We start from the raw sequence: 24,474 nt of genomic DNA on the forward strand, positions 1-24,474 counted from the left end.
ATGGGCCTGCATTTGAAAGAAGGCGCAGACGACGATCTGGCCGAGAACCACGAAATCAACGTCACGCCGTTCATCGACGTGATGCTGGTGCTGTTGATCATCTTCATGGTGGCTGCGCCGCTGGCCACCGTGGACATCAAGGTCGACCTGCCTGCCTCGACCGCGAAGCCGGCACCGCGGCCGGAGAAACCGCTGTTCCTCAGCGTCAAGGCTGACCAGCGCCTGTACATCGGCGACGACGAAGTCACAGCCGAGACCCTCGGCGCCACGCTCGACGCCAGGACCAAAGGCAAGAAAGACACCACCATCTTCTTCCAGGCCGACAAGGGTGTGGACTACGGCGACCTGATGAGCGTGATGGACAAGCTGCGCAGCGCCGGTTACCTGAAGGTCGGTCTGGTCGGCCTCGAGAGTGCAACCAAGAAATGATCACGACGCGCCATAAGCTGACGCGTTACGGCGGTAGCCTGGCCGTGGTGCTGGGTGTGCATGCACTGGCCATTGCGCTGGCGCTGAACTGGACCGCCCGCCCGCCCATCGAACTGCCGCCCCAGGCAATGATGGTCGAGCTGGCACCGGTTCCGGCCCCGCCACCGCCTGCACCGCCGAAGGTCGTCACGCCACCACAGCCGCCGGCTCCGGTTGAAGAACTGCCGATCCCGAAACTGGCCGAAGCACCCAAGGCAGAAATTGCCGTGCCCAAGCCGAAACCAAAACCCAAGCCAAAGCCGCAACCGCCCAAGCCGATCGAGAAGAAGCCGGAGCCCGTGAAGGAAAAACCTTCCGAGGAAAAACCGGCGGAGCCTCAGCAGACTCAGGCGCCGACGGAGAAATCCGCCCAGCCGGCACCGGGCCCGTCGCCCGCGCAAGTGGCGGCCAAGGCCAGTTGGCAAGGTGCGCTGCTCGCGCATCTGCAGAAGTACAAAAAGTACCCGGACAGCGCCCGTTCACGGAACAAGACCGGGACCAATCGCCTGCGTTTCGTGGTCGACGGCGAAGGCAACGTGCTGTCGTTCGAGCTGGTGGACCGCTCCGGCAACGCCGATCTGGACAGGGCCACGCTGGAAATGATCCGTCGCGCCCAGCCGCTGCCCAAACCACCAGCCGATATGCTGAACAACGGCTCCATCGAAATTGTTGCGCCGTTTGTTTATTCGATCGAGAAACGCCGCTGACACATAACGCCCCCGCCGGGGTTGACCACACCGACAAAGGCACCGAAAGGTGCCTTTGTCATATCTGCAAACGGCAAAACGGCATTGCCCGGTGTCGCATCTATCACTCAGTCTGATAACGTGCGTCTATCGATCGCAGCCGGTATGCTTGGCCCGCATCTTCATGGACGCTTGCTATGACTCTCACAGAATTACGCTACATCGTTACCCTCGCCCAAGAGCAGCATTTCGGCCACGCGGCCGAGCGTTGCCACGTCAGTCAGCCGACCCTGTCGGTGGGCGTGAAAAAGCTTGAAGACGAACTCGGTGTACTGATCTTCGAGCGCAGCAAAAGCGCCGTGCGCCTGACCCCGGTCGGCGAAAGCATCGTCGCCCAGGCGCAGAAAGTGCTGGAACAGGCCCAGGGCATCCGCGAACTGGCCCAGGCCGGCAAGAACCAGCTGACCGCTCCGCTGAAAGTCGGCGCAATCTACACCGTCGGCCCGTACCTGTTTCCGCACCTGATTCCACAACTGCACCGGGTCGCCCCGCAGATGCCGTTGTACATCGAAGAAAACTTCACCCACGTGCTGCGCGACAAACTGCGCAACGGCGAGCTGGACGCGATCATCATCGCCCTGCCGTTCAACGAAGCCGACGTGCTGACCCTGCCGCTCTATGACGAACCGTTCTACGTGTTGATGCCGGCCCAGCATCCGTGGACGCAAAAAGAATCCATCGACCCGGCCCTGCTCAACGACAAGAGCCTGTTGCTGCTCGGCGAAGGCCACTGCTTCCGCGATCAGGTGCTGGAAGCCTGCCCGACCCTGACCAAGGGCAACGACGGCGCCAAGCACACCACGGTCGAATCCAGCTCGCTGGAAACCATCCGCCACATGGTCGCCTCCGGCCTGGGCATCTCGATCCTGCCGCTGTCGGCGGTGGACAGCCATCACTACGCCCCGGGCGTGATCGAAGTGCGACCGCTGTCGGCGCCGGTACCCTACCGCACCGTAGCCATTGCCTGGCGCGCCAGTTTCCCACGGCCGAAAGCCATCGAGATCCTTGCCGACTCCATCCGCCTGTGCTCGGTCGCCAAACCCGCCGCGCCGGTTACGGCCGGTTAAGCCAGCGTCATGACGGAGCTGTCGCAGATCCCGGTCACCGCACTCAAGGGTGTCGGCGAGGCCATGGCCGAAAAACTGGCCAAGGTCGGCCTGGAGAACCTCCAGGACGTACTGTTCCACCTGCCGCTGCGTTATCAGGACCGCACCCGCGTGGTGCCCATCGGCGCATTGCGACCGGGGCAGGACGCCGTGGTCGAAGGCACCGTCAGCGGCGCCGATGTGGTCATGGGCCGACGCCGCAGCCTCGTCGTGCGTCTGCAGGACGGCACTGGCGGCCTGAGCCTGCGCTTCTACCACTTCAGCAACGCGCAGAAGGAAGGCCTCAAGCGTGGCACGCGGATTCGCTGCTACGGTGAAGCCCGGCCCGGCGCCTCGGGGCTGGAGATCTACCACCCGGAATACCGCGCCATCAACGGCGACGAACCGCCGCCGGTGGATGAAACCCTGACCCCGGTCTACCCGCTGACCGAAGGCCTGACCCAGGCCCGTCTGCGCCAGTTGTGCATGCAGACCCTGACCCTGCTCAAACCGGCCACCTTGCCCGACTGGCTGCCGACCGAACTGGCCCGCGACTACCAACTGGCGCCGCTGGCCGATGCGATCCGCTACCTGCACAACCCGCCCGCCGACGCCGACGTCGACGAACTCGCTCTCGGTCATCACTGGGCCCAGCATCGTCTGGCGTTCGAAGAACTGCTGACCCATCAACTGTCCCAACAGCGCCTGCGCGAAAGCATGCGCGCCCTGCGGGCACCGGCGATGCCGAAAGCCACGAAACTGCCGGCGCGGTATCTGGCCAACCTCGGCTTCAACCCGACCGGCGCGCAACAGCGGGTCGGTAATGAAATCGCCTACGACCTCAGTCAGCACGAGCCGATGCTGCGGCTGATTCAGGGCGATGTCGGCGCGGGCAAAACCGTGGTGGCCGCTCTCGCCGCGCTGCAAGCACTGGAGGCGGGTTATCAGGTCGCGCTGATGGCGCCGACCGAGATCCTCGCCGAGCAGCACTTCATCACCTTCAAGCGCTGGCTCGAACCATTGGGCATCGAGGTGGCGTGGCTGGCCGGCAAGCTCAAGGGCAAGAACCGCGTGGCCGCGCTGGAACAGATTGCCGGCGGCACACCGATGGTGGTCGGCACCCACGCGCTGTTCCAGGACGAAGTGCAGTTCAAGAATCTGGCGCTGGTGATCATCGACGAACAGCACCGCTTCGGCGTACAGCAACGCCTGGCACTGCGGCAGAAAGGCGTCGGCGGGCGCATGTGCCCGCATCAATTGATCATGACCGCCACGCCGATTCCACGGACGCTGGCCATGAGCGCCTACGCCGACCTCGACACCTCGATCCTCGACGAATTGCCGCCCGGTCGCACGCCGGTCAACACCGTGCTGGTCACCGACACCCGCCGCGTCGAAGTCATCGAGCGCGTGCGCAGTGCCTGCGCCGAGGGCCGTCAGGCCTATTGGGTGTGTACGCTGATCGAAGAGTCCGAAGAGCTGACCTGCCAGGCCGCCGAAACCACATTCGAAGACCTCACCGCCGCCCTCGGCGAGCTCAAGGTCGGGCTGATCCACGGTCGCATGAAACCCGCCGAGAAAGCCGCCGTCATGGCCGAGTTCAAGGCCGGCCACCTGCAACTGCTGGTTGCCACCACCGTGATCGAAGTCGGCGTGGACGTGCCCAACGCCAGCCTGATGATCATCGAAAACCCCGAGCGCCTCGGCCTCGCCCAGCTGCACCAGTTACGCGGCCGCGTCGGCCGGGGCAGCGCGGTCAGCCATTGCGTGCTGCTCTACCATCCGCCGCTGTCGCAGATCGGCCGCCAGCGCCTGGGCATCATGCGCGAGACTAACGACGGTTTCGTCATCGCCGAAAAAGACCTCGAACTGCGCGGCCCCGGCGAAATGCTCGGCACCCGCCAGACCGGCCTGCTGCAATTCAAGGTCGCCGACCTGATGCGTGACGCCGATCTGCTGCCCGCCGTGCGCGATGCCGCCCAGGCCTTGCTGGAGCGCTGGCCGACCCACGTCAGCCCGCTGCTCGACCGCTGGCTGCGACACGGGCAGCAATACGGCCAAGTGTGAGCACTGTCGCAGTTTCTCAAAGCCCGTTCCAACCAAGCTGGTTATACTCAAGCAATTGTTTCAAAAACGGATACAGACCATGACCGAAGCTGCTCTCGCCCCCGAACTCCCGCACGCTCCGTCTGTAATTCGGCTGCTGCTCAACAAGCTGGGCGTCGCCTACGAAGAAGTGCTCGATCACCACGGCCTCAATGCCTCGCGCAAAGTGCAGGCCGCGTTGCTGGACGACGCAGTGGGTGCGCTGATGGTGCTGTTTCCACAGAGCCAGCTGCTGGATCTCAACCGCCTCGCCGAGCTGACGGGCCGCCGCCTGACCGCCGTGTCCACCGAGCGCCTGGAAAAGATGCTCGGCAAACACAGCCTGAGCCTGCTGCCGGGCCTGCCGGCGCTGACCAGCTCGCCGTGCCTCTACGAAGAAAGCCTGCTGCGCGAGCCGAAGTTGCTGATCAACTCCGGCGAACCGGGCCTGCTGCTGGAAATCGCCAGCGAAGATTTCAAGACCATGCTGACCAAGGCCAGCGCCGCCAACTTCGGCGAAGCCCTGAGCAGCATTCGCCCGAACCTCGACCGCCCGGACGATGACCGCGAGGAAATCACCCAGGCCGTGCAGGCGTTCACCGCGCGGCGCATTCAGCAGCGTCTGGAAGCGACCATCGAAATTCCGCCGCTGGCCGAAACCGCACAAAAAATCATCAAACTGCGCGTCGACCCGAACGCCACCATCGACGACATCACCGGCGTGGTCGAAACCGACCCGGCGCTGGCCGCGCAAGTGGTGAGCTGGGCGGCATCACCGTACTACGCTTCGCCGGGCAAGATCCGCTCGGTGGAAGACGCGATCGTGCGCGTGCTGGGTTTCGATCTGGTAATCAATCTGGCGCTGGGCCTGGCCCTCGGCAAGACGCTGAGCCTGCCCAAGGATCACCCGCAACACACCACGCCGTACTGGCAGCAGTCGATCTACACCGCCGCCGTCATCGAAGGCCTGACCCGCGCCATGCCGCGCGCCCAGCGCCCGGAAGCAGGCCTGACCTACCTCGCCGGCCTGCTGCACAACTTCGGCTACCTGCTGCTGGCCCACGTGTTTCCGCCGCACTTCTCGCTGATCTGCCGACACCTGGAGGTCAACCCGCATCTGTGCCACAGCTATGTCGAGCAACACCTGCTGGGCATCAGCCGCGAACAGATCGGCTCCTGGCTGATGCGCTACTGGGACATGCCGGACGAACTGGCTACCGCCCTGCGCTTCCAGCACGACCCGAACTACGACGGCGCCTACGCCGAATACCCGAACCTCGTCTGCCTGGCCGTGCGCCTGCTGCGCAGCCGCGGCATCGGCTCCGGCCCGGACGAAGACATCCCGGATGCGCTGCTGGAGCGCGTTGGTCTGACTCGCGACAAGGCCAATGACGTGGTCAGCAAAGTGCTTGAGGCGGAAGTGCTGCTGCGTGAACTGGCTTCGCAGTTCAGCCAGGCTTAAAGCACTCTTCGGCACGTCAACCAGGGCCTGTTTTGATTGCAAATAGGGCCCTGCTATGATTTGACGGCAATCAGAGGAATTTCCGATGACCCAAACAGATGCTGCCAGCGTTGCTAGCGAAGTCCGCAAGCTCGCCAAAGACAACAAGGTTACGGCCAGTCGAGACGGCATGAGTCGTATGGCCGTGGGGATTACCCGCTTGTCTGGTGATGTCGTCGAGCTGGATGGCATCGAACAGTTGCTCGTCAATCTCAAGCGAAAAGGCGTCCTGAGCAAGTCTGAAATCCTGGCGCTGCAGGGGCGCTATCTTCAGGAAAGGCGTGCGAAGAAACGCAGCGCATGACTTTTGACCCGTTCGGCGACTTCGAAACGGCTGGATACCTTCAAAACTCGCTGCAACTGAAAGATCCCGTTGAAGTAAAAGAGTCGGAGCATCTTTCGTTCGAATTGAGTATCGAAGATGCACTCGCCTATCTGGCCGGGAAAAAGCCCATCGATTACCAGACGGTACTCAAGGTTCACGAGATCCTGTTTTCCGGCTTCTACCACTGGGCTGGAAAAGACCGAAACGAACTGGTCCCTCACCTGGCAGTCTTCAAGGGCCCCCTCAACGATCCTCGCAGCACCATCTTCGAGCGCCCGGACTTCATCAGAATGTCCGTCGACTATGCGCTCAAGCTCGCAGCAGACAAGCAACGCTTCAGAGACCATCCCGGCGGAGTGATGGGCCAGCTGGCTTTCGCGCACCCTTTCCTCGACGGCAACGGACGCACGATTCTGTTGGTTTTCATGGAACTCTGTTATCGGGCCGGGTTCGCCATCGACTGGTCGAGGACAAACAAGGACGACTACTTGCGGGCACTCAGCGACGAGATCCGCGAACCTCGCGAACGGCATCTCGATCGCTACCTCACCCCGTTCGTCGTCGACATATCCAGCCGTGACGAATGGCCCGAGACCATAAGCGGCATCCGAGGCCTGGATGGCCTGGACAAGGAAGACATCACTTACGAGAACCTGGACAACCCGCAAGTCCAGCAGATCTACAAGACCTACCGGAGCCAGCCACTGGACGGCGAGCCTCCTGAGCCGGACAGCTGAAGAGGCGAGCCGCCTGAAAGGTTTATGACTTCGGCTTGGCCTTCCGCGGCATCAAATACTTCATCAACCCCTGAAACCACATCACCAGCGCCGGATTGCCCTTGAGCTGGATGGTCTTGTCCTGAATCCCCTGCATGAACGCCAGCTGCTTGTTCTTCGCCTGCATCGTGGCAAACCCGAACGCCGCATCCTTGAACGCAATCGCAAACGCCGGCTCCGCCACCACCCCGGACTTGCTGGTAATGCGCTGGTCCTTCACCACGAAATGCCGCGCCACCTTCCCGTCCAGAGTCTGCAGCTGAAACACCAGATCCTTGTCACCCAATTGCTGCTGGAACGCAGGATTTGTCCGACTGGCCTTACCCATCAAAAGACCCAGCATCCACAGAAGAAAACGAAATTTCATGCGCACAGCCTCAAAAGGAAAATGAACGGCCGGGGGAGTGTAAGGGATTCGGACGGATTCGCCACTATCTTGCATGGATAGAAGACGATGCATGGATTTTCCTGAAAGATGACTACCAAGTCACGATTTCCGCCCCACAACCTGATCGTTCCCACGCTCCGCGTGGGAACGCATCCCGTGACGCTCCGCGTCACACCATCCCCCCGTCCTACACCTGAAGAAACACATTTCTGTAGGAGCTGCGATCTTTTGATCCGCTACCTCGCAGATCCTTGGGAAATGTCCTTCAAACTGCGGTGCTGTCCGTGAACTAGGCGAACTTGAGCATCATCGTTAGCCTCTGTGTGTCACCGCAAAATCGGTGACCGGATGTGCAAGTCCGAAACCCGGGGCAAATCTTTCCAACATCAAAAGGATTTACACCGATGATCGATCCAACCCTCACTGACGAAGAAGTTTCCCCCTACGAATTCCCAGACTCGAAGAAACTCCACGAAGCCGCCGAACGCGCCCTCGACCACCACTTCAAACCCAGAGCCAAACGCCCCAAACGCCTGGGCGGCCTGTTCGCCCTCTGCCCCAACGCCGACGCCGAAGCCCTCATGGCCAACGCCTCCGAAGACCTCCTGTCCATCAGCGCCATCGCCGCCAACCTGGCCGACGACCTCGACGGCCCCCGCCGCTCGATGGCATTGGGCCTCAGCAGAATGGCGGACGGCGTTCGATTGATGGTGGAAGGCACGCTCGATCACATTGAGTTTCGGGAGTATCAGGGCAGCCGTAGCTGAATCGCGGGCGGAAAAAAGGGGACGTTGAGTCCCCTTTTACAACTTTCCAACGCCTCACCAATGACAGCCCGTCTCCGGTGAGAAATCCATACTGAAATCGTGTCCGAAAGAGTACTTCTTCCCGGTTTTGTAGTTCGTATAAGTCATTCCATAGACCCGGGCACCCTGACTCACCATTTCATACTCCCCCGTCAGCGCGCCCTCCGAAACCTCAATCCAAGTCGTCGTGAACTGATACGGACGATCCTCTGCCAGAATTTCTTGCTCGGTATTCCGATACACCAGAGAAATGGCCTTCTTCGACTTGCTGTACCTGACAGCCGCTGCGCTCCATTTGGAGAAGGAGTCGTAATAAGTTCTGAGTTCGAAATTGATGCTTTTGGCGCTCTCTTGCGAACGGAAGCAATAAATCTCCGTCGAGACCTCACTGTGCGCCGCCATCGGAAAGAGAACAAACAGTGCAGCAGATAAAACTCGCATTGATTTCAATCTGATCATTCCTTCAACGATTCAGAGGCAACTGAAAACGCATTCGCACTGCGCAGTTAGCGATGTCCTCCCGGAACACACGCTCACTCATTTCGCAGTGCCCATCGACGTATTGCCGCCACAACGGATCGTCGAAGTGTTCACCCCCCAATCGCTCCATGGAAGCCGTCAGACCTTTTTCTCGATCCTGCCCCGCCATGGCCGACGCAGCTTTATAAAAACCGTCCAGAGGTAACCCCGTCTGCAGAGCAACCAATTCCCCCAACCGGGCATTGCTTGTTTGCACCAGGCACCCAAGCCTTTCGATGGGCGCCTCTGCGCCGGGCAAGGCCGACTGATAGACATCCTCGCAATACGCCTCTTTGAAGCGCACCCACTTCTTTTGCACATCAGTCAGTTGCTTCTTGTCGGCGGGCGCCAGACTGACCAACGCTTTCTTGTATTGCTCATTCAATACTGCGTCGACTTTCTCGAAAGACTGCTGACCGCATATGATCAAATCGGGATTGGAAAAGCTGTCGGGATTGCAGGTTTCCTGAGCATGCGCTGGAACCAGCAAAGCAGCCAAAGAAACACCCGCGACCAGTTCAAGGAACGTCCTCAGTTTGATCATGATCCGGATACTCCGGCGCTACGCTCAGCTACCCGAGCAGGAATTTTCGAAGCCTTTCCCGCGTCCGACATACGCAACGCGTATTGCTTGTACGCCGGCACCGCGCGCTCTTTATCGTTCATAGCCCATTACTGTCCGAAGCGGTTTCAAGCAAAAACGGGACGAATTTGTTTTCGCAAAATCGAGCGCAACAAATAAATCCGCCCCCTTTAACTCAGAGCAAATTAACGTGGACATTGAATCAAGCGGAACTGATCTATGTGCCCTCGCAATTTAGAAAATAATCGCAGCGCGACCAAATAGATCCAAATCCTGCCCTGATAAAAGAACCATTAATCAGAAGAACTTAGCTATATCAGCCCGATCATATCGTACGAATACACTGTCAAGCTTTCCAGATGACACATCAAGATAGAGCGGGTTAATTAAGTCCCCGGGGGTATAAACGGAAAATACGTAGCTATCACCAAAGGAGTGGCTGAATTTATCTTTCTTTACAACGCTCTCAGGACGTGAGAATTTGAGGTCATTCGGAGAATGATAGATCCGGGATAACTTAACCCCATCTAGAACCGACTCTTCAACCGCTAGCAATACCGGCGGTGTTGCTAACAAAGGAGTTATAGCAACCTTGTTAGTTAGGTTCTTCCACTGATCTGAAAATTCAGACACCACCTCCTCGTACTCTTCAGCTAACGGGCGCTCCAAACCACAAACGGCCTTGTTTATTAGAATTCCGTTCTGCTCGTTCCGAATGTTTGTATAAACGCAGTCTATGAAAACCTCCGCGCCATGCCTAGTCAACGTAAAATACGCTTCGAAAGGAGCACGCGACGCCAAGTTTTCATAATGGAGGGCCTTCCCCCCATTAAACTCAACTAGCTCTCTGGTTGTCTCGCCTTGGCTGCCGATTACGCCCTCAATTGTTTTACTACCACCTGACCAAGTTACAGTTAAAGAGTGGGCGTCGATATCGGCTGAATACACGTCATGCGGATCGGCGAATGCAACATCTGCTAACACGAAAGTTATGATAACCGAGACTACGTGCAATTTGATATTCATACTTATTTGGTCTCCGGCGCAATTGACGTGGCTTTTAGTATCGCTTCGAATTTTACGGCATAACTCGCGATGAGTGCCTTCTGGTCGGACCCGTTGATAACCTTCCGAGCCCCTTCATAATCCTTAGAAGTATTATTAACGTAATCCCCAAGTTTCTTCCCAGTAAATATACCTTCCTTCATACCCCATATCATGATGGGCACAGAATTCTCAAACCCTGCAGCCTTATCGGGATGTTCGACAAAATCAATTCCGAAGTAATCTTTCGCCTTTTGATAATTTTTCTTCCAAGTTAAATGAACGAGACCACGCCCTCGATATTTATAGCCATCCCCTTGCACCGTATTACCGTTATCTATTGCAGTTTGTCTGCGTGTAGCGGTATCTGCAAGCACGGGGTCATATTTGTCGAAATAGGAAACCGGCCCATACTCAGGAGCAGCACTAAAATACTCAGCAATCATAAATTGATAAGCCTCGTGGCGCGCCGTAGCGAACATATACGACAACTCATAGATGGTATAAACTTCTTTTGTTTTGTCTAGATACTTATTAACATTCTCTGCAATCTTACGTAAATTAGACTTGGACGTATCAGACAGCTGAGGCGCACCAGCCTGAAACGAAGCATGTTGCTCAGCATACATAGCTACAAAACGCTCGACATCAATAAATTCAGAACGCCTCATGAAATTACTCAGCATTTCAATAGAATGAAAATGCCAAACCACGTCCGAACTCATGGCGGCCTTGTCTTTCAAATCCTCCCAAAACACATACTTCGTGATTCGTTCTTTCTCATGCTTCAGTGTCTTCGGGGCGTGCTCAAGCTCTGTATCGAGCCGGCTCCATTTGGGAGCATCTGCTTTCGCTTTCCACTCGGTTGGATGATGGGCCACCAGCCTGGACCATTGCGAGCGCGTATCAGGGTTTTTCAAAGCCTCGGCCAACTCGGTCGGATCGACGTCCCCGCTCTGGTCCTTATCGATCTTCGCAAACAGATCCTGAAAGAACTGAGGCATATCCTTAGGATCAAGAAAACCGTCCGCTGTCGCATTGGTTTCTTCGACGATCTGAAACCCCAGCTTTTCCCAATCATGCTGAGTGATGATTTGTGCACCGGCTTTCTTGACCAGGCCGTTAACTGATTGAGCATTGTCAGTAACGGTCACATCGTAATAATCGTCAGTACCCACCTTGATGACAGGTGCCTTATTCAGATCAATCGCATGTTCCGCTTTCAGCACCACACTGTCTGTCGCAGGTGCTTTTTTCTTCAACTCACCTCCGGCCGGCAAATACAGATATTGCTTGCCGATCTTCAGCCCAGCCGTATTCTTGAGGAAGTCTTTTACGTCGGCTTCGGCAGTAAATATCTCGACGTGTACCTGATACTTACTCGCCACACCGCCATCTTCGCCGGTCAGATTTTCAGTCAATCCCAGATAGCCAATCGGATCTCCCGCCTTGATACCGGTACTTGCAGGTTCTACGGAGTCGAAGCTACTCGGGATTACATCCCAGGCAACGTAGTCGTTTTCCACAATTGCCCAGAAGCTGGGAGGAAGGCTTCCCGCCCCTGCCAAACTACCACTGCTGGTACACTTCGCCATTCGGCGAATTGTTCCTGAAACATTGAGATTCAGAACCTCTTTGCTTTCAAACTCCACCGTACTATGAGGGGTGAGTTGCAGCGAGCCCATCTTGGCACCGGCAGCCTGCCCATTTTGGAGCGAGACAGGATCTTGATAAAGATCCAATCTCTTCAACGCGGTCCCCTTCACCTTGCCTTGCCAATATTTGGGCTTTAAGCGCTCCGGGATCGGATCTTCCAGCCATATACGTGCGGGTTTGGAGTTTTTGTAAGGCTCTCCATCTTTCAAGTATGCGAACCAGACCTCTTTGCCAGCTTCGCGAACTTTTTGGCCACTTTTTTTAACGCTACCTGACAGGATTTTCCCTTTCGCATAGGTAACGTTGCCTAAGTCCTTTTGATCCAATATTTCAAGTTTGGTCCCCGCAACGAGCTTTCCGACGTTCTGTATGCTGCTGGATTCAGGGAAGTCGTCGTAAGCGTTGAAGTCACTTACTTTCATGGTCACTTTCGGCTTCGGAGTTTCTTCCTCAGTCAGCGGATAACGCTTGAAGGGCAGAAGGTGCATGTACAAGCTGTAGAAATTAAGCTTGTTTTGCTTGCCTTTATTCGGTCCTTCTTCTGGGTTTGGTACAGATTTGTACTCATGTCGCACCAAACAAAACGAGTTGGAATACTTCAGTTTCTTCTCATTTTCGCCGAACGTAGACTCCAAATAATCTTCGTTAAGTCGGTAGGCCACGACTTCACCGTCGGCCATACACCGAATTGGTTCGTTCAAAATGCATTGAGGAGCGCTGGCATTGCTGATGTGAATGCCACCGTGCCAAAACTTGTTGCTGCCCAGCAGGTAGTGGCCGGCAGTTTCAGCCTCGAGGGCTTTGTATACTTCATCTGCTTCAGTGAACTGCTTACCATCTGGTTTTCTGAATGGATATTGAAAACTCATCAATGGTGCAGCCCCCGCAGCTGCCGGTGCGGGAGCGGGAGCTGGAGCGCCACCCCCCGTCCGAGTCGACTCCTTAACCCTTAAAAATTTTGTAGGGACTGGCCAGTACCAAGCCTTCCCAACGGCACCGAATTTGGCAGTGGCTGGTCCAGAACTTTGTGCTCCGAAGAATTCTCCAAACTCAGAATCCAGCGTACTGTCATAACTTTCTACAATACCTGTATGGTTTAACGTCTTATTTTGATGATTTGACGTGGCATTAATCCAGAGTACGATATCTCCCCGCTTCACATTAGCCGGGCTTATCACATCGTAATATTTGAGCGCTTCCTGGCTATTAAGCCCGGCGGTATTCTGATAAGGAACTTCGTAGCCCGCCCCCGTCAGCAACAAGTTAACCATATGAGAACAGTCGACAATTTTTTTACCATTCTCTACAGCGTAACCATCCCCGCCCTCCTTATAGCTATAATTCGCGCTGGTGTAATTTCCAGATAAATCCAGTGGCTCTGTCATTTCTGCTTCCTGCAATAATCAATAGCAATAGCTGGCTTTAGCAATTCCAGCAGGCTGCTTATTCAGACGTTCCAAATGTGCGATAGACCCTTTGCTGCCTTTTTGGGCAGCGAGTTGGTAGCAGGCAATCGCCCTGGACATGTCCTTAGTAACCAATTCTCCAGTTTCAAAGGCTCGACCGAGTGCATTTGTTGCAAAGGCATCTCCCATACGGGCCGCCTGCGTCAACGCTTCTTCAGCCTCTGCTGGATGCTGGCATGGAGCATTAGAGGAAACATTGTTTCCATCGCAATAAAACAACGAAAGGCTCATCGCACCCTCAGGCAAAGTGGTCGCTGCTGCCTTGAATAGCTGTTCAACCTTATTAGTTTCTAGCTGCGGAGCCATGCCAGAAAGGCTCAAACTTGCAGCATTCAAACTAGCCTGAGGATCACCGGAAGCTGCTGCGCATAGGTAGTTTTCCAAAGAAGCTTCAAATAACTCACCTGTGAGTCGGTACTGCTCTAACCCCCCCAGGCCTCTGAAGGCTTCTGCACGCTGGAAGCAAAAGTTCTCTGCCTCGCTCATGTGGGCATTGCTCGCCTCTACGAGATCTTTTTCTCTGATCGACCAATCTTCAATACCCTCAAGCACCCAACACGCTTGGCGAGAAAAGTTGAAAATCTTGATGTTGCTGTTGCCCGCCCGTTTATCCACTACGTTGAAATGACTATCGTCGATCGCTTCAACCACCACGCCTTCAGTCTTGTCTGGGCCCACAGGCGACATTAGCGGAAATGGCAAACTGGAGCTCTTGACTCCCGTCGTTTGTGGCTCAAAAACTCCGTGCTCTCCCACCGGTTTCAAAACCAGTGACTTCACCGTCATCGCAGTCAACCGCTGCTGAGTTTCAGCATTCGCAGAGAACTCTGGCAGGAACTGGGAAAAGTCCTCAGACGGACACTCATCCGCATAAGCGCTGCCATGAAACAGGCTCAGCAGCGAGGCGGTGAAAGCCGCTACGGCGAAGCCATTTCTCTTCTTCAACAAACCATTCATGTCGATCACTCAGAAAACACAAAAAAAGCCTTCGGCTTAACCTTCTCAGGCGGCGCATTCAACAACGCCTGATCCATCAAACTCCCCGCCTTGTCCTTATCCGCCGCCCCCGGCAGCACCGGCGGTTTGATCCCGATGCCAGTGCCCGCTCCCGGCGAGCCGCCGGCGTTGATCTTCACCACCGGCCCAACCACGGTCACTCCGCCGCCATCGAGCTTGATGAAACTGCCGCCGCCGAGAATCGTCAGTTCGGAGCCGGCCTCGATGACGATCTTGTCCCCCGCCTTGATGTGTATCTCTTTGCCGACGCTGGTCAGTTGCGCCGTCCCGAGCTTCACATGCTGGCTCTCGCCGATGGTCAGGTGGTCGTCCAGCCGTGCTTCGATCTTGCGGTCGCTGATGGTGGTGCGGTGTTCTTCGGCCTTGAGTTCGGTGTAGGTGTTTTTCACCACGGTGTCGTGGCGTTCGTTGCCGACGCGGATCTTCTGGTCGTGTTCGATGTTTTCATCCCAGTCGCGCTGGGCGTGGATGAAGATTTGTTCGGCGCCTTTTTTGTCTTCGATGCGCAGTTCGTTGTAGCCACCGCCGCCCGGGGAGCTGAGGGTTTTGAAGACGGTGCGGGTCTTGTTCGCCGGCAAGGCGTAGGGCACCGGGTTTTCCTTGTGGTACAGGCAGCCGGTGACCAGTGGCTGGTCGGGGTCGCCTTCGAGGAAGGTGACGAGGACTTCCATGCCGATGCGCGGGATGGAGATGGCGCCGTAGCGGTCGCCGGCCCAGGAGCTGGAGACGCGCAGCCAGCAACTGGTCTTGTCGTCGGCCAGGCCTTCGCGGTCCCAGTGGAATTGCACCTTGATGCGGCCGTACTGGTCGCAGTGGATTTCTTCGCCTTTGGGGCCGGTGACGTGGGCGGTCTGGCTGCCGAGGACGCGGGGTTTCGGGTGTTCCAGCGCCGGGCGGTAGAACACGTCCCACGGGGTGGCGAGGAAGCGGTTGCGGTAGCCCTGATGGAAATCGTCCTTGTTGTCGGTGGTGTCGCTGGTCACCGATTCTTCGAGGACTTGCGGCTGTTTGCCTTCGTGGAAGATTTCGGTGAGCAGCCACAGGTCGTTCCATTCGCTGCGCGGGTGGTCGGACATTTCCATGAAGTGGCCGCTGACCAGTTTCGTCTGGTCGCTGCGGCCTTCGGCCTGACGGTAGTCGGCGCGGTGGCGTTCGAGGGCGCGCTGACTGAGGAACTTGCCTCGCGCACGGTCGATGAAGCGGCCGGGGTAGTCGTAGTCTTCCAGATCCGGTTCAGTGCTCTCGCCGTCCGGCTTGTAGGCCGCTTCCATTTGCAGACGCGGCTTTTCAAAGTCGTAGTCGCGGCGGGTGGTGCGGCTGGTGCGGGTTTCCAGACGCAGCTTGAAGCCCTTGATCACCGGCTCTTCGGCGACCATGCCGCTGCCCTGCACATACGCGGTCGGCTGGCCGAGATTCGGGAACACGGTCTGGTCGTCGCCGAACACCAGCAGATGGCCTTTCTTGCTGTGCTGGAAGTGGTAGTGAATGCCTTCTTCTTCGCACAGGCGCTGGACGAAGTGCAGGTCGGTTTCGTCGTACTGCACGCAGTAGTCGCGGTCCGGGCACGGCTGGCTGAGCTGGAAGCTGTAGGCGTTGCCCTTGATGCCGTGCTCGTCGAGGATCAGCGCGATGATTTTCGGCGCCGACATCTGCTGGTAGATGCGCTGGTTGGTGCGGTGATGCAGGTATTGCAATTGCGGCACCAGCGAAACCTTGTAGCGGGTCAGGCGCTTGCCGGCATCGCCCTGGGCGACACGGTAGATCTGGCCGTGGATGCCGGAGCCCTGCGGATCGAGGGCGAGGAACGCCTGTTTGTGCAGGAGTTTTTCCAGGTCCAGATCCGGGTTTTCGCTGACCAGTTCCAGGTCGAAGCGAAACGGCTGGCTGATGCCTTCGGTGCCGGTGAACGACAGGACTTGCAGGTCGCCCACGTAGTCTTCGACCGTGAGGCTGAAGTGCGTTTCGTTAGCTGGGTTGAACATAAGGAGCTCCCTGTTCGAATGTCATCCGTTACGCCCTCAGCCGCAAACGCTGCAACCAGGACGAAGTGGCGCCCAAGGCGTCACGCAATTGGTCGGCAGAAATGTTGCGCTCTGCCGCGTCAAAGGCCAGCGCGGTGCGCAGCGCCGGCCAGCAGTGTGTCGGCAGATGTGCCGGGGCTTGCAGTTCGCGATCCAGGTGTTCGTCACGGGCCTGGGTCGAAGGCAAACGGCGGAACGGGTGTTTGCCCCCCGCCAGTTCATAGATCACGCAGGCCACGCCGTACACGTCCGCGCTGGCCGACAACGGTTGGCCCTCAAGCAGTTCGGGGGCGGCGTAGCCCGGGGTCCAGGCGTTGAAGCGCTCGCGGCTCAGGTGCGGCAGCCCGGGCAGGATGCCCTCCTCGGCCTGCCCGAGACCGAAGTCGAACAGGCGCACGCCGTCTTCGCTGAGCATCACGTTGCTCGGCTTCATGTCACCGTGCAGCACGCCACGACGGTGGGCACAGGCCAGCGCGTCGAGCAGCGGCAGCGCGATGTCGCGCAATTCCTTCCACGGCAGGCCCAGCGGCCGCTCGCAGAGCAGTTTGTCCAGGGTCAGGCCACGCATGAGTTCCATGGTGATGAAAGCCCGCTGGCAATCGGTGTCCACTTCGAACGTGTGCGCGCGCAGCACATTGTCGTGGCGCAGGCGTCGGGTCAGGGCGAACTCGCTGTAGAGCAAGGCACTGGCGTCCGGCGACTCGGCAAATTCTTCGCTGAGGATTTTCAGCGCAACGTAAGGGTCGGGATCGCCAAACTGTTCGTGCAGCAGATCCCGGGCCCGGTAAACCACGCCCATGCCGCCGGCCCCGAGCAGGCGCTCGAGGTGATAGCGACCGGCGAGTACGTCCGGCAGCGCACCGATGCTGGCCCTGGTCGGTGCCAGCAAAGGCTCTGCCTTGTTTTCCCTGGCGAAGGCGAAGTAGGTCAGGTTGTTGGCCTGCTCTTCGCTCATCAGCAGGTCGTCCACCGAGGATTCGAGTTCAGTCATTGGCGGATCACCACGGCTGTCAGATTGTCCCGGGCGGCTCCCCGCAGGGCGCCGTCGAACAGACGTTCCAGCGCCACCTGCGGCGCCGCCAGGCTGAGCGCATTGCCGAGGGCATCGCTGCTCAGGCCTTGATACAGACCATCGCTGCACAGCAGGAACACATCGCCCGGGTAGACCTCGAGTTCCAGCACATCCAGCGTCAACTGTTCCGCCGCGCCGACCGCCCGGGTCAAGGCCTGGGCAGCCGGGTGCGCCGCCGCCTGCTCGGCGCTCATCTGTTGCTCGTCGATCAGTTGCTGTTGCAGCGAATGATCCTTCGACAGCTGATACAGACGCTGCCCGCGCCACAGGTAGCAACGGCTGTCGCCGGCCCAGATGCAGGCCGCGCGATTGCCTTCCATCAGCAGCGCCACGACGGTGCTGCCCATGATGCTGTCGTGACGCCCGGCGGTGACGGTCAACTCCTGCCCCAGGCGCCGGTTCAGCCAGTGCAGGCACTGGCGGATGGCTTTGAGGCGTTCGTCGAAGTCCTCGTGCTGCGGCAGTTCAGCCAGGCTGGCGACGATCATCTGGCTGGCGACGTCGCCCGCGTGATGACCGCCCATGCCGTCCGCGACCACCCACAGCCCATGCTGCGGGGTGTCGAGGAAGGCATCTTCGTTGCGCGACCGCACCTTGCCCGGGTCGGTTCGCGCCGCGCTGCGCCAGGGACTGGCCACCAGCATCAGAGCTGCACCGGCATACGGAAGGTACGCATCACGCCCATGTCGAACGGGTTCGGCGTGCGCTGGCTGGTCAGCAGATAGTTGGCACGCAGGCCACCCACATCGGCTTTGAGCACCAGCACGTCGCGACCGGTCAGGTACTCGGTCTGCATCAGGTCGAACAGACGGAACAGCGACCACGGGCCGGAGTTCTTCTCGATGCCGATCGGGCGCCCGGCCATCTTGTCCATGACCAGACTGGTGCGTCCGTCTTCAGCATCGGTCGGCCACTTGAAGTTCATCGGCAGGATCGGACCGTGGCGGTATTCCATGGTCTTGTCGCCGAACTTGAACTCGGAACGGCTGACCGCCGGATCGAGGGTGTACGGCTCCAGTTTGAACTGCACGGTCGGCTCGGCCGGATTGATCGAGAAGAAGCTCTGACGAATGTTCAGTGCGGCGGCCATCTGATCGAGGAAGACCTTGGACACCGGCAGGCTGCGACCGTCGACGCTGCGCATCCGGTAGTTGCCCGGGTCACCGCTGACGAACGGACGCATGTAGTTGTCGAAGAAGCGGTCGAGGGTGCCCTGAGCCCGGAAGAACTCGCGGAAATCGCTGATCGCCACATCGCTGGTGCTTGTTGCGCTGAACGGATAACGCTGGCTGATGGTCTTGCCATACACGCTGTACAGCTCGCTCTGATAACGGCCGTTCAGGTATTGGTAGGCATCATTGAGCACCAGGCGCCACGAGTCTTCGGCCAGCACGTTGAACCACACGCTCAACGGACGCGGCAGACGACCGGAGGCATTGCGCAGGTTGGTCAACGCATCGCGCTGGCCGCTCATGCGGGTCTTGGCCAGTTCGAACGCGGCCTGCTCCGGCGTGCTGGAACGGGCGAGGCCCGCCAGTTGCAGTTGCAGGTCATTGAGCGCAGTGAAGGCCGGCGTCAGGTCGGCAGCCGGGCCGTTGTTGTCGTCGAGCAGTTTATGCAGCGGCTCGAAGCGACGTTGCAGGGCCTTCTTGGCGGTGTCCGGCAGGTTCTTCGCCACGTTCATGGCCGCAGCCTTGTCCGTCAACGCGGAAGCGATCTTGCCGACCTTGCCCAGTTTGCCCTTCTGCCCAGCCAGCGCATCGGCGGCTTCGCCGGCTTCGTCCACAGGTTCGGGTGCGGCCGGGAAGCGGGTGTTCTCACGCACTTCGGTCAGCAGCGCCAGCACCGGCGAGTTGGCCGAGGTCAGGCCTGCCAGTTGCTCGGCGCCTTCACCGGCATCGCTGATCGGCGGCAGTGCCACCTGGCCGACGGCCTCGCTCCAGTAGTTGGCGTAGTCACGAAAGTACAGTTGCTCCAGCTCGACCATCAGGCGACGCAGGTCCATGTCGCTGATGCCCGCGCCCTCGCCCAGCACCCAGTTGTCACGCAGGATGTCGGTGACCAGCGCAGAGCCCTGCACCGAGAAGTACTGCTGATAGCCGGACTGGGTGTAGAAGCCCGGAATCACGTACTCGGTACCGATGAACAACGAACCTTGCGGGCCGAGGTGCTGGCTGAAACGGTAGTCCGGCAGGTTGCGCGCCTGCTCGCGGAGCATGCGGTAGACCACGGTGGCCAGCGACTCGCTGCGCAACACCTGACGCGCCTGGGTCACCAGTTGCTCATTGAGCGGATAGATGAACGGCAGCTTCAGCAGACGCTCGAGGTGTGCGTTCAAACCGTTCTGCACCGCGGTGTTGCCGGTGTAGCGCTGGGACCAGTCGCTGGCGATCCAATCCTTGAGCCACGCCGCGTCGCGACGATCCTTCATGTTCAGCATCAGGTACGCGCGCAGGCTGTTGATCAGCTTTTCGCGGTCCTTCATGTTGGCGCGGATCTGACCCTCGAGCATCGTGGCGACCCGTGGCAACAGTTGCTTCTCAAGCTCGCGCTCGTAGGCTTCCTGAACCACCGGATTGACGTCCTGGCCCTGATACAGACCGACGCGCTCGTGGTACGCGGCATCGCCCTTTTTCGGGAACACCTGGGTCGCGGCGTAGCTGGTGTCGAGGGTTTTCAGCGTGCCCATGGCATCGTCGCGGGGCGACAGCGCCGTACGGAGCTGAGTCCAGTTCTGCGCCAGATTGCGCAGGTTTTCCAGGCGCTCGTAGTTGGCCGAGAAACCGCCGGCCCAAAGCATGCCGAACAGCGCCAGCGCGCCCAGCGCACCGACGTACAGCGCACGCTGGCCCCAGTGGATGCGGCTGCGCTCGCGCTTGTCCAGACCGGCCAGATCGGCCTCGGGGAAAATCACCCGGCTGAGCAAGTGGTGGATGAAACGCGAACGACCGCTGCGCAGCGTCGGCAGCACGCCGGCGTTCATGCCCAGGCTTGCACCGATACCGGCGGTGGTCGCATCCATTTCCTGAGTGAGGTGCGGAGCACTGGTCAGGTAGAAGCCACGCAGTTGCGTCGCACGCTGGTAGCGGTTGCCGGTGAACGCCATGTCGACGAACAGGCACAGGCGCTCGCCGATCTGGCCCATCTGGTGCGGGAAATCGAGGATGCGGCCACGGCGCTGGGTGTCGCGCTCGGAGTGCATGCGCATGATCACCTGGCTGTTGAGGCGACGCAGCAGCTCTTCGAACTCGTTGCGCAACACGGCCACGTCGGTGCCGACCTGGTCCTTGCGGAAACTGGTCCCCAGCACCTGGTCGCTTTCTTCGCGGGTCAGCTGATCGAAGAACTCGTCGAAGCCCAGCAGCTTGTCAGCCTTGCTCAGCACCAGATACACCGGTACGTCGACGTGCAGCTTTTGATACACGTCCTGCAGACGCGCACGCACCTGACGGGCCAGGGTTTCGATGTCCTGCTCGTTGCCGCCGGTGAGGGTTTCCACCGGAATGGTCACCAGCACGCCGTTCAGCGGACGGCCGCGACGACGTTTGCGCAGCAGCTCCAGCAAGGTGGTCCAGGCGCTGCCGTCGACTTCCGGATCCGGTTGGGTCAGGTAGCGGCCGGCGGTGTCGATCAGCACACCGTGGTCGGCGAAGTACCAGTCGCAGTGACGGGTGCCGTGGGTGTCGCGGGTCAGCTTGCGGTCGATCTTGTTGATCGGGAATTCCAGCCCGGAAAAATCCAGCAGGCTGGTCTTGCCGCTGGCCTGCGGGCCGATCAGCAAGTACCACGGCAAGTCACTGCGCCAGCGCTCGCTGCGACCGCGATACAGGCTCGAGGTCTTCAGGGTTTTCAGGGCGTCCTTGAAACGCTCCTTCAATTCCTTCTGCTCTTCCTCGATCAGGTCATCGCGACGGATGCGGTCCTGGCCGTCTTCGGTTTCCTCGATGGCTTTCTTGCGGATGCCGGCGCGCCAGCTGACGAAGACCATGGTCAGGCCCCAGATCAGGAACAGCACGGCGATGGTCAGCAGGCGGGAGGTCGGACTCTCCCAGAACTTGTAGTCATCCACGGCCAGCAACGGACCGACGAACCACACCAGCAGCGCCACGAACAGCACCAGCAGCAAGGTCCAGACCCAGGTCTGGCGCAGGAAGGCGCCGACTTTCTTGAAGAACTTTTTCATCACACGTCCCTGTTTACGGCTGCGACTGCGGCTGGGCCGCGGCCGGATCAAGCGGCTGATAAGGTTGCAGAACGGTGTCGCGCTGCTCGCCCAGGACCCAGGCGAAGCCCGAATACATCATCACCAGGCAGACGAAGGTGAACAGCACCACCATCCACGCCGGCACGATGCGCACCAGGTTGCGGCGCTGATCGTTGAGGCCTTCCCACTGCGGCGACAATTCACGCGGCACGTCGCCCCGCAACTGGCGGATCTGCCGGTACAAGGCATCGCGGATGCCTTCGAGCTCCAGCATGCCGCGGGCCTGCACGCGGTACTTGCCCTCGAAACCGAGGGACAGGCACAGGTACATCAGCTCCAGCATCGGCAGGTGCTTGACCGGGTTTTTCGACAGCCGATCGAGCAGCTGGAAGAACTTCTCGCCACCGAAGGTTTCGTTGTGGAAGCTGCTGAGCAGGCTCATCTGCGACCACTCGCTCTCGTTGCCCCACGGCGTGGTGACGACGGCTTCATCGACCACGGTGCAGAGCACGTAACGGGCGGCCATCACCTGGCTGCTTTCGGCGCCGTTGTGCAGGGCGCGCACTTCGAACAGCTTGAGCCCGGCGGTCAGGCGCTCGTTGAGCGCGTAGAGATCCTCACGGGTTTCGCTGTGCTTGAGGCGCACTACTTCCGAGAGCAGTTCGGAAGACGCCGCCACCAGCGAATTGAGGCTGATGTTGAAGGCTTCCGCCGGGCGCAGGCGCGCGGCGTAGATCATCCGTTCTTCCAGTTGTTCGAAGCGCGGCGGCGCGGCGAAGTCGGTCAGCGGACTCGACGCCGGGCCATGGCCCTGACGGTCGAGCAGGACGGTTTTGTCGTCCTGGTTGTGTTCCATGTCCTTGATCATGTCGGTCAGTTCCTGATGGCCCAGAATTTCAGTTCAAGCTCGGCGAATTCGCCGGACACGTGGAACGCGAAGCCGCCGGAGCGCTCGAGTTGCGCCAGGTCTTCGGAACTGAGTTCGAGGATGAAATAGGTTTTGTTGGAGTGGAACGCGATCTGCCGCGGGGCCACCGGCAACGGTTTGACCTTGATCCCCGGCAGGTGCAGGTTGACCAGTTGGCGGATGCGTTCCACCGGGCCGACCTTGAGGTGCGCAGGCAAGCGATTGCGCAATTCTTCGGAGTCGCAGTTGGCACTGGCTGCCAGCACGAACGAGGCCGAGCCCAGCAGTTTGTGGTCGTGCAGCGGCGACACGATGATCCCGTACTGACGCGCCTGCAGGATCAGTTCGATGGCGTGCTGTTCCAGCACCATCGACAGCACCTGACGGATCGACTCCATCAGTTTGCGGAAACTCGCACCCTGGTCGGCGTGGGAGTAGCGGCTGTCCAGACGCGGGCGTTTGCTGTCGCTGGAGAAGGTCGCCAGATCGCCGAGCATGGTCAGCAGCGTGCGGTACAACTCTTCCGGGTGAACCTGCTCCAGGCCCAGGTAATGGCGCAGCAGCAGTTCGGTGCGGTTGATCAGTTGCAGCATCATGAAATCGCCGATTTCCGCGCCGCCGACCTTGCCGTTGGAACGAATGCGTTCGGCAATGGTGTCGCCCCGGTGACCGAGCATGCTGATCACTTCCTTCAGGCACGACAGCAGGTAGCTGGAGGCGTGAGCCTGAATGTAGGTCGGCACGAAGTCCGGGTCGAGGCTGATCACGCCGTCCGGCGTGGTGTCGAGCACGTCGCAGATCTTCAGCTTCACGTAGGCCTGATCGCTCTGCTGCTCGCCGAGCAACAGCTTGAAGTCCGGCCTACCGCAACTGACCTGACTGGCGGAATCGTCGCCGGCGTTGGAGTCGGCCACTTCGGCGTCATACGCGGTGTAGCGTGCGAGCACGTCCGACTGCTCCGGGCGACGGGCCTCGATGTGGTTACCGGTGACCAGCGGCAGCGCCAGATAAACCGGCATGTTGCCGGTGTTCGGCGGAATGTCCAGGGCCAGGGGTTCGGTGTTGCCGCCGAGTTCGAACAGGCTGCCGTCCGGCAGGATCCCCGAGGCTTCACTGATCACCAGTTTGCCCATGTTGAGGAACTGCAAGTCGATTTGCAGGTTGAGAAAACCCCAGGTGTAGCCGCCCAGCAACTGGGTGCGGGTCTTCATCTGATGGTCGTAGTAGCGGTCGTTGTGCTGGAAGTGCTGCGGACGCAGCAACATGCCTTCCTGCCAGATGACTTTATGGGTATTCATGATCAGTCATCCGCCTTGGCGAGCACTTCATTGGTTTTGCGGATACCGGCCTGGTCCAGGGTCAGATCGGCCTCGGTGACTTCCAGCGGGGTGACCGGGAAGGTGTGACGCCATTTGGTTTCCGGCAGGTCGCGGTAAGCGGCGAGGATGCCGATGTAACGGCTGCCCTCCTCCACGCTAAGTTTGAGTTCCACGGTTTCACCCGGGCGCAGTTCGAGTTCTTCGCTGGCCACCAGATCCGGGTTGAGAGATTCCTTGGCGCGCTCGTAGAGGCTGAAAAAATCGGCGTTTTCGAAGGTCACCGGGTGCTTGAGCTCGAACAGCCGCACCACGATCGGCGACGGACGACCGTTGAGGTCCGGATTCAGCTGATCGCTGCCGGTCAGTTTCAGGTTGATCTTGGTCACTTTCGAATACGGCGACAGCGACGAGCAACCGGCGAGCAGCACCATCAGGGTGAGCGCGGTCAGCGTCTTGAAAAAAGCGGTCGAGCGGCGAGACATGCGC

General features: G+C 59.2%; 21 protein-coding genes. 8 read left to right on the forward strand and 13 right to left on the reverse strand.

What is annotated here, in order from left to right:
* The 7 genes from exbD to BBF94_RS06350 all read left to right on the forward strand — a co-directional run bounded on the left by exbD (position 1) and on the right by BBF94_RS06350 (position 6,947).
* A complete protein-coding gene (gene exbD, locus BBF94_RS06320) occupies positions 1 to 429 on the forward strand; it encodes a TonB system transport protein ExbD (RefSeq protein ID WP_065258188.1) in 429 nt (142 codons plus the stop codon).
* Positions 426 to 1,175, forward strand: a complete 750-nt coding sequence (locus BBF94_RS06325; RefSeq protein ID WP_065258189.1) for an energy transducer TonB family protein — start codon at positions 426 to 428, stop codon at positions 1,173 to 1,175. The genes exbD and BBF94_RS06325 overlap by 4 nt, the downstream gene beginning before the upstream one ends.
* Before the next feature lie 176 nt (positions 1,176 to 1,351).
* Entirely contained in the window at positions 1,352 to 2,281 is a 930-nt protein-coding gene (locus BBF94_RS06330; protein WP_065258190.1) for a hydrogen peroxide-inducible genes activator, read from the forward strand.
* Between the two features lie 9 nt (positions 2,282 to 2,290).
* A complete protein-coding gene (gene recG / locus BBF94_RS06335) occupies positions 2,291 to 4,366 on the forward strand; it encodes an ATP-dependent DNA helicase RecG (protein ID WP_065258191.1) in 2,076 nt (691 codons plus the stop codon).
* A 79-nt stretch (positions 4,367 to 4,445) separates the two neighbouring features.
* A complete protein-coding gene (locus tag BBF94_RS06340) occupies positions 4,446 to 5,846 on the forward strand; it encodes an aminoacyl-tRNA deacylase and HDOD domain-containing protein (protein WP_065258192.1) in 1,401 nt (466 codons plus the stop codon).
* 85 nt (positions 5,847 to 5,931) lie between these two features.
* Entirely contained in the window at positions 5,932 to 6,189 is a 258-nt protein-coding gene (locus tag BBF94_RS06345; protein WP_065258193.1) for a hypothetical protein, read from the forward strand.
* Positions 6,186 to 6,947: a Fic/DOC family protein gene (locus BBF94_RS06350; protein ID WP_065258194.1), complete on the forward strand. Its 762-nt coding sequence runs from the start codon at positions 6,186 to 6,188 to the stop codon at positions 6,945 to 6,947. Before BBF94_RS06345 ends, BBF94_RS06350 begins: the two co-directional genes overlap by 4 nt.
* Before the next feature lie 22 nt (positions 6,948 to 6,969).
* Here the strand turns inward: BBF94_RS06350 and BBF94_RS06355 are convergent, their stop codons facing one another.
* Positions 6,970 to 7,353 (reverse strand): SCP2 sterol-binding domain-containing protein, encoded by a 384-nt coding sequence (locus BBF94_RS06355; RefSeq protein WP_065258195.1) that lies wholly within the window; start codon positions 7,351 to 7,353, stop codon positions 6,970 to 6,972.
* Between the two features lie 425 nt (positions 7,354 to 7,778).
* On the opposite strand from BBF94_RS06355, the gene BBF94_RS06360 reads away from it, so the two are divergent.
* A complete protein-coding gene (locus tag BBF94_RS06360; protein ID WP_065258196.1) occupies positions 7,779 to 8,141 on the forward strand; it encodes a DUF6124 family protein in 363 nt (120 codons plus the stop codon).
* Positions 8,142 to 8,195: 54 nt separating this feature from the next.
* Here the strand turns inward: BBF94_RS06360 and BBF94_RS06365 are convergent, their stop codons facing one another.
* The 12 genes from BBF94_RS06365 to tssJ all read right to left on the reverse strand — a co-directional run bounded on the left by BBF94_RS06365 (position 8,196) and on the right by tssJ (position 24,470).
* Positions 8,196 to 8,621 carry a hypothetical protein gene (locus tag BBF94_RS06365; protein WP_065258197.1) on the reverse strand — a complete coding sequence of 142 codons (426 nt, stop codon included), beginning with the start codon at positions 8,619 to 8,621 and terminating at the stop codon, positions 8,196 to 8,198.
* Positions 8,622 to 8,643: 22 nt separating this feature from the next.
* Positions 8,644 to 9,243, reverse strand: coding sequence for a lysozyme inhibitor LprI family protein (locus BBF94_RS06370; protein ID WP_065258198.1), 600 nt, complete (start codon positions 9,241 to 9,243; stop codon positions 8,644 to 8,646).
* A gap of 336 nt (positions 9,244 to 9,579) precedes the next feature.
* Positions 9,580 to 10,308, reverse strand: a complete 729-nt coding sequence (locus BBF94_RS06375) for a hypothetical protein (RefSeq protein ID WP_065258199.1) — start codon at positions 10,306 to 10,308, stop codon at positions 9,580 to 9,582.
* Between the two features lie 2 nt (positions 10,309 to 10,310).
* Positions 10,311 to 13,367 (reverse strand): hypothetical protein, encoded by a 3,057-nt coding sequence (locus BBF94_RS06380; RefSeq protein WP_176704424.1) that lies wholly within the window; start codon positions 13,365 to 13,367, stop codon positions 10,311 to 10,313.
* A gap of 18 nt (positions 13,368 to 13,385) precedes the next feature.
* Positions 13,386 to 14,405: a tetratricopeptide repeat protein gene (locus BBF94_RS06385; protein WP_065258241.1), complete on the reverse strand. Its 1,020-nt coding sequence runs from the start codon at positions 14,403 to 14,405 to the stop codon at positions 13,386 to 13,388.
* A gap of 5 nt (positions 14,406 to 14,410) precedes the next feature.
* The gene (locus BBF94_RS06390) at positions 14,411 to 16,447 is read right to left on the reverse strand and encodes a type VI secretion system Vgr family protein (protein WP_065258200.1); all 2,037 of its coding nucleotides are present in this window, start codon (positions 16,445 to 16,447) and stop codon (positions 14,411 to 14,413) included.
* 28 nt (positions 16,448 to 16,475) lie between these two features.
* Positions 16,476 to 17,477, reverse strand: a complete 1,002-nt coding sequence (locus BBF94_RS06395; RefSeq protein ID WP_065258201.1) for a serine/threonine-protein kinase — start codon at positions 17,475 to 17,477, stop codon at positions 16,476 to 16,478.
* Positions 17,474 to 18,202, reverse strand: a complete 729-nt coding sequence (locus BBF94_RS06400) for a PP2C family protein-serine/threonine phosphatase (protein ID WP_065258202.1) — start codon at positions 18,200 to 18,202, stop codon at positions 17,474 to 17,476. Before BBF94_RS06400 ends, BBF94_RS06395 begins: the two co-directional genes overlap by 4 nt.
* Positions 18,202 to 21,741, reverse strand: a complete 3,540-nt coding sequence (gene tssM, locus BBF94_RS06405) for a type VI secretion system membrane subunit TssM (protein WP_065258203.1) — start codon at positions 21,739 to 21,741, stop codon at positions 18,202 to 18,204. The genes BBF94_RS06400 and tssM overlap by 1 nt, the downstream gene beginning before the upstream one ends.
* 13 nt (positions 21,742 to 21,754) lie before the next feature.
* Positions 21,755 to 22,630, reverse strand: a complete 876-nt coding sequence (icmH, locus tag BBF94_RS06410) for a type IVB secretion system protein IcmH/DotU (protein WP_065258204.1) — start codon at positions 22,628 to 22,630, stop codon at positions 21,755 to 21,757.
* Between the two features lie 5 nt (positions 22,631 to 22,635).
* Positions 22,636 to 23,967, reverse strand: coding sequence for a type VI secretion system baseplate subunit TssK (tssK, locus tag BBF94_RS06415; protein WP_065258205.1), 1,332 nt, complete (start codon positions 23,965 to 23,967; stop codon positions 22,636 to 22,638).
* 2 nt (positions 23,968 to 23,969) lie between these two features.
* Positions 23,970 to 24,470 carry a type VI secretion system lipoprotein TssJ gene (gene tssJ / locus BBF94_RS06420; RefSeq protein ID WP_065258206.1) on the reverse strand — a complete coding sequence of 167 codons (501 nt, stop codon included), beginning with the start codon at positions 24,468 to 24,470 and terminating at the stop codon, positions 23,970 to 23,972.
* Between the last annotated feature and the right edge of the window lie 4 nt (positions 24,471 to 24,474).

Source organism: Pseudomonas bananamidigenes (assembly GCF_001679645.1).
Classification (GTDB): Bacteria; Pseudomonadota; Gammaproteobacteria; order Pseudomonadales; family Pseudomonadaceae; genus Aquipseudomonas; species Aquipseudomonas bananamidigenes.

Coding starts and splice junctions, on each gene's coding strand:
- BBF94_RS06370 (WP_065258198.1), bottom strand. CDS start 9,243: ATGATCAAACTGAGGACGTTCCTTGAACTGGTCGCGGGTGTTTCTTTG.
- BBF94_RS06400 (WP_065258202.1), bottom strand. CDS start 18,202: ATGCTGGTGGCCAGTCCCTGGCGCAGCGCGGCGCGAACCGACCCGGGC.
- BBF94_RS06325 (WP_065258189.1), top strand. CDS start 426: ATGATCACGACGCGCCATAAGCTGACGCGTTACGGCGGTAGCCTGGCC.
- exbD (WP_065258188.1), top strand. CDS start 1: ATGGGCCTGCATTTGAAAGAAGGCGCAGACGACGATCTGGCCGAGAAC.
- BBF94_RS06345 (WP_065258193.1), top strand. CDS start 5,932: ATGACCCAAACAGATGCTGCCAGCGTTGCTAGCGAAGTCCGCAAGCTC.
- tssM (WP_065258203.1), bottom strand. CDS start 21,741: ATGAAAAAGTTCTTCAAGAAAGTCGGCGCCTTCCTGCGCCAGACCTGG.
- BBF94_RS06360 (WP_065258196.1), top strand. CDS start 7,779: ATGATCGATCCAACCCTCACTGACGAAGAAGTTTCCCCCTACGAATTC.
- BBF94_RS06340 (WP_065258192.1), top strand. CDS start 4,446: ATGACCGAAGCTGCTCTCGCCCCCGAACTCCCGCACGCTCCGTCTGTA.
- BBF94_RS06330 (WP_065258190.1), top strand. CDS start 1,352: ATGACTCTCACAGAATTACGCTACATCGTTACCCTCGCCCAAGAGCAG.
- BBF94_RS06375 (WP_065258199.1), bottom strand. CDS start 10,308: ATGAATATCAAATTGCACGTAGTCTCGGTTATCATAACTTTCGTGTTA.
- BBF94_RS06395 (WP_065258201.1), bottom strand. CDS start 17,477: ATGACTGAACTCGAATCCTCGGTGGACGACCTGCTGATGAGCGAAGAG.
- icmH (WP_065258204.1), bottom strand. CDS start 22,630: ATGATCAAGGACATGGAACACAACCAGGACGACAAAACCGTCCTGCTC.
- tssK (WP_065258205.1), bottom strand. CDS start 23,967: ATGAATACCCATAAAGTCATCTGGCAGGAAGGCATGTTGCTGCGTCCG.
- BBF94_RS06350 (WP_065258194.1), top strand. CDS start 6,186: ATGACTTTTGACCCGTTCGGCGACTTCGAAACGGCTGGATACCTTCAA.
- BBF94_RS06355 (WP_065258195.1), bottom strand. CDS start 7,353: ATGAAATTTCGTTTTCTTCTGTGGATGCTGGGTCTTTTGATGGGTAAG.
- BBF94_RS06380 (WP_176704424.1), bottom strand. CDS start 13,367: ATGACAGAGCCACTGGATTTATCTGGAAATTACACCAGCGCGAATTAT.
- recG (WP_065258191.1), top strand. CDS start 2,291: ATGACGGAGCTGTCGCAGATCCCGGTCACCGCACTCAAGGGTGTCGGC.
- BBF94_RS06390 (WP_065258200.1), bottom strand. CDS start 16,447: ATGTTCAACCCAGCTAACGAAACGCACTTCAGCCTCACGGTCGAAGAC.
- BBF94_RS06365 (WP_065258197.1), bottom strand. CDS start 8,621: ATGCGAGTTTTATCTGCTGCACTGTTTGTTCTCTTTCCGATGGCGGCG.
- BBF94_RS06385 (WP_065258241.1), bottom strand. CDS start 14,405: ATGAATGGTTTGTTGAAGAAGAGAAATGGCTTCGCCGTAGCGGCTTTC.
- tssJ (WP_065258206.1), bottom strand. CDS start 24,470: ATGTCTCGCCGCTCGACCGCTTTTTTCAAGACGCTGACCGCGCTCACC.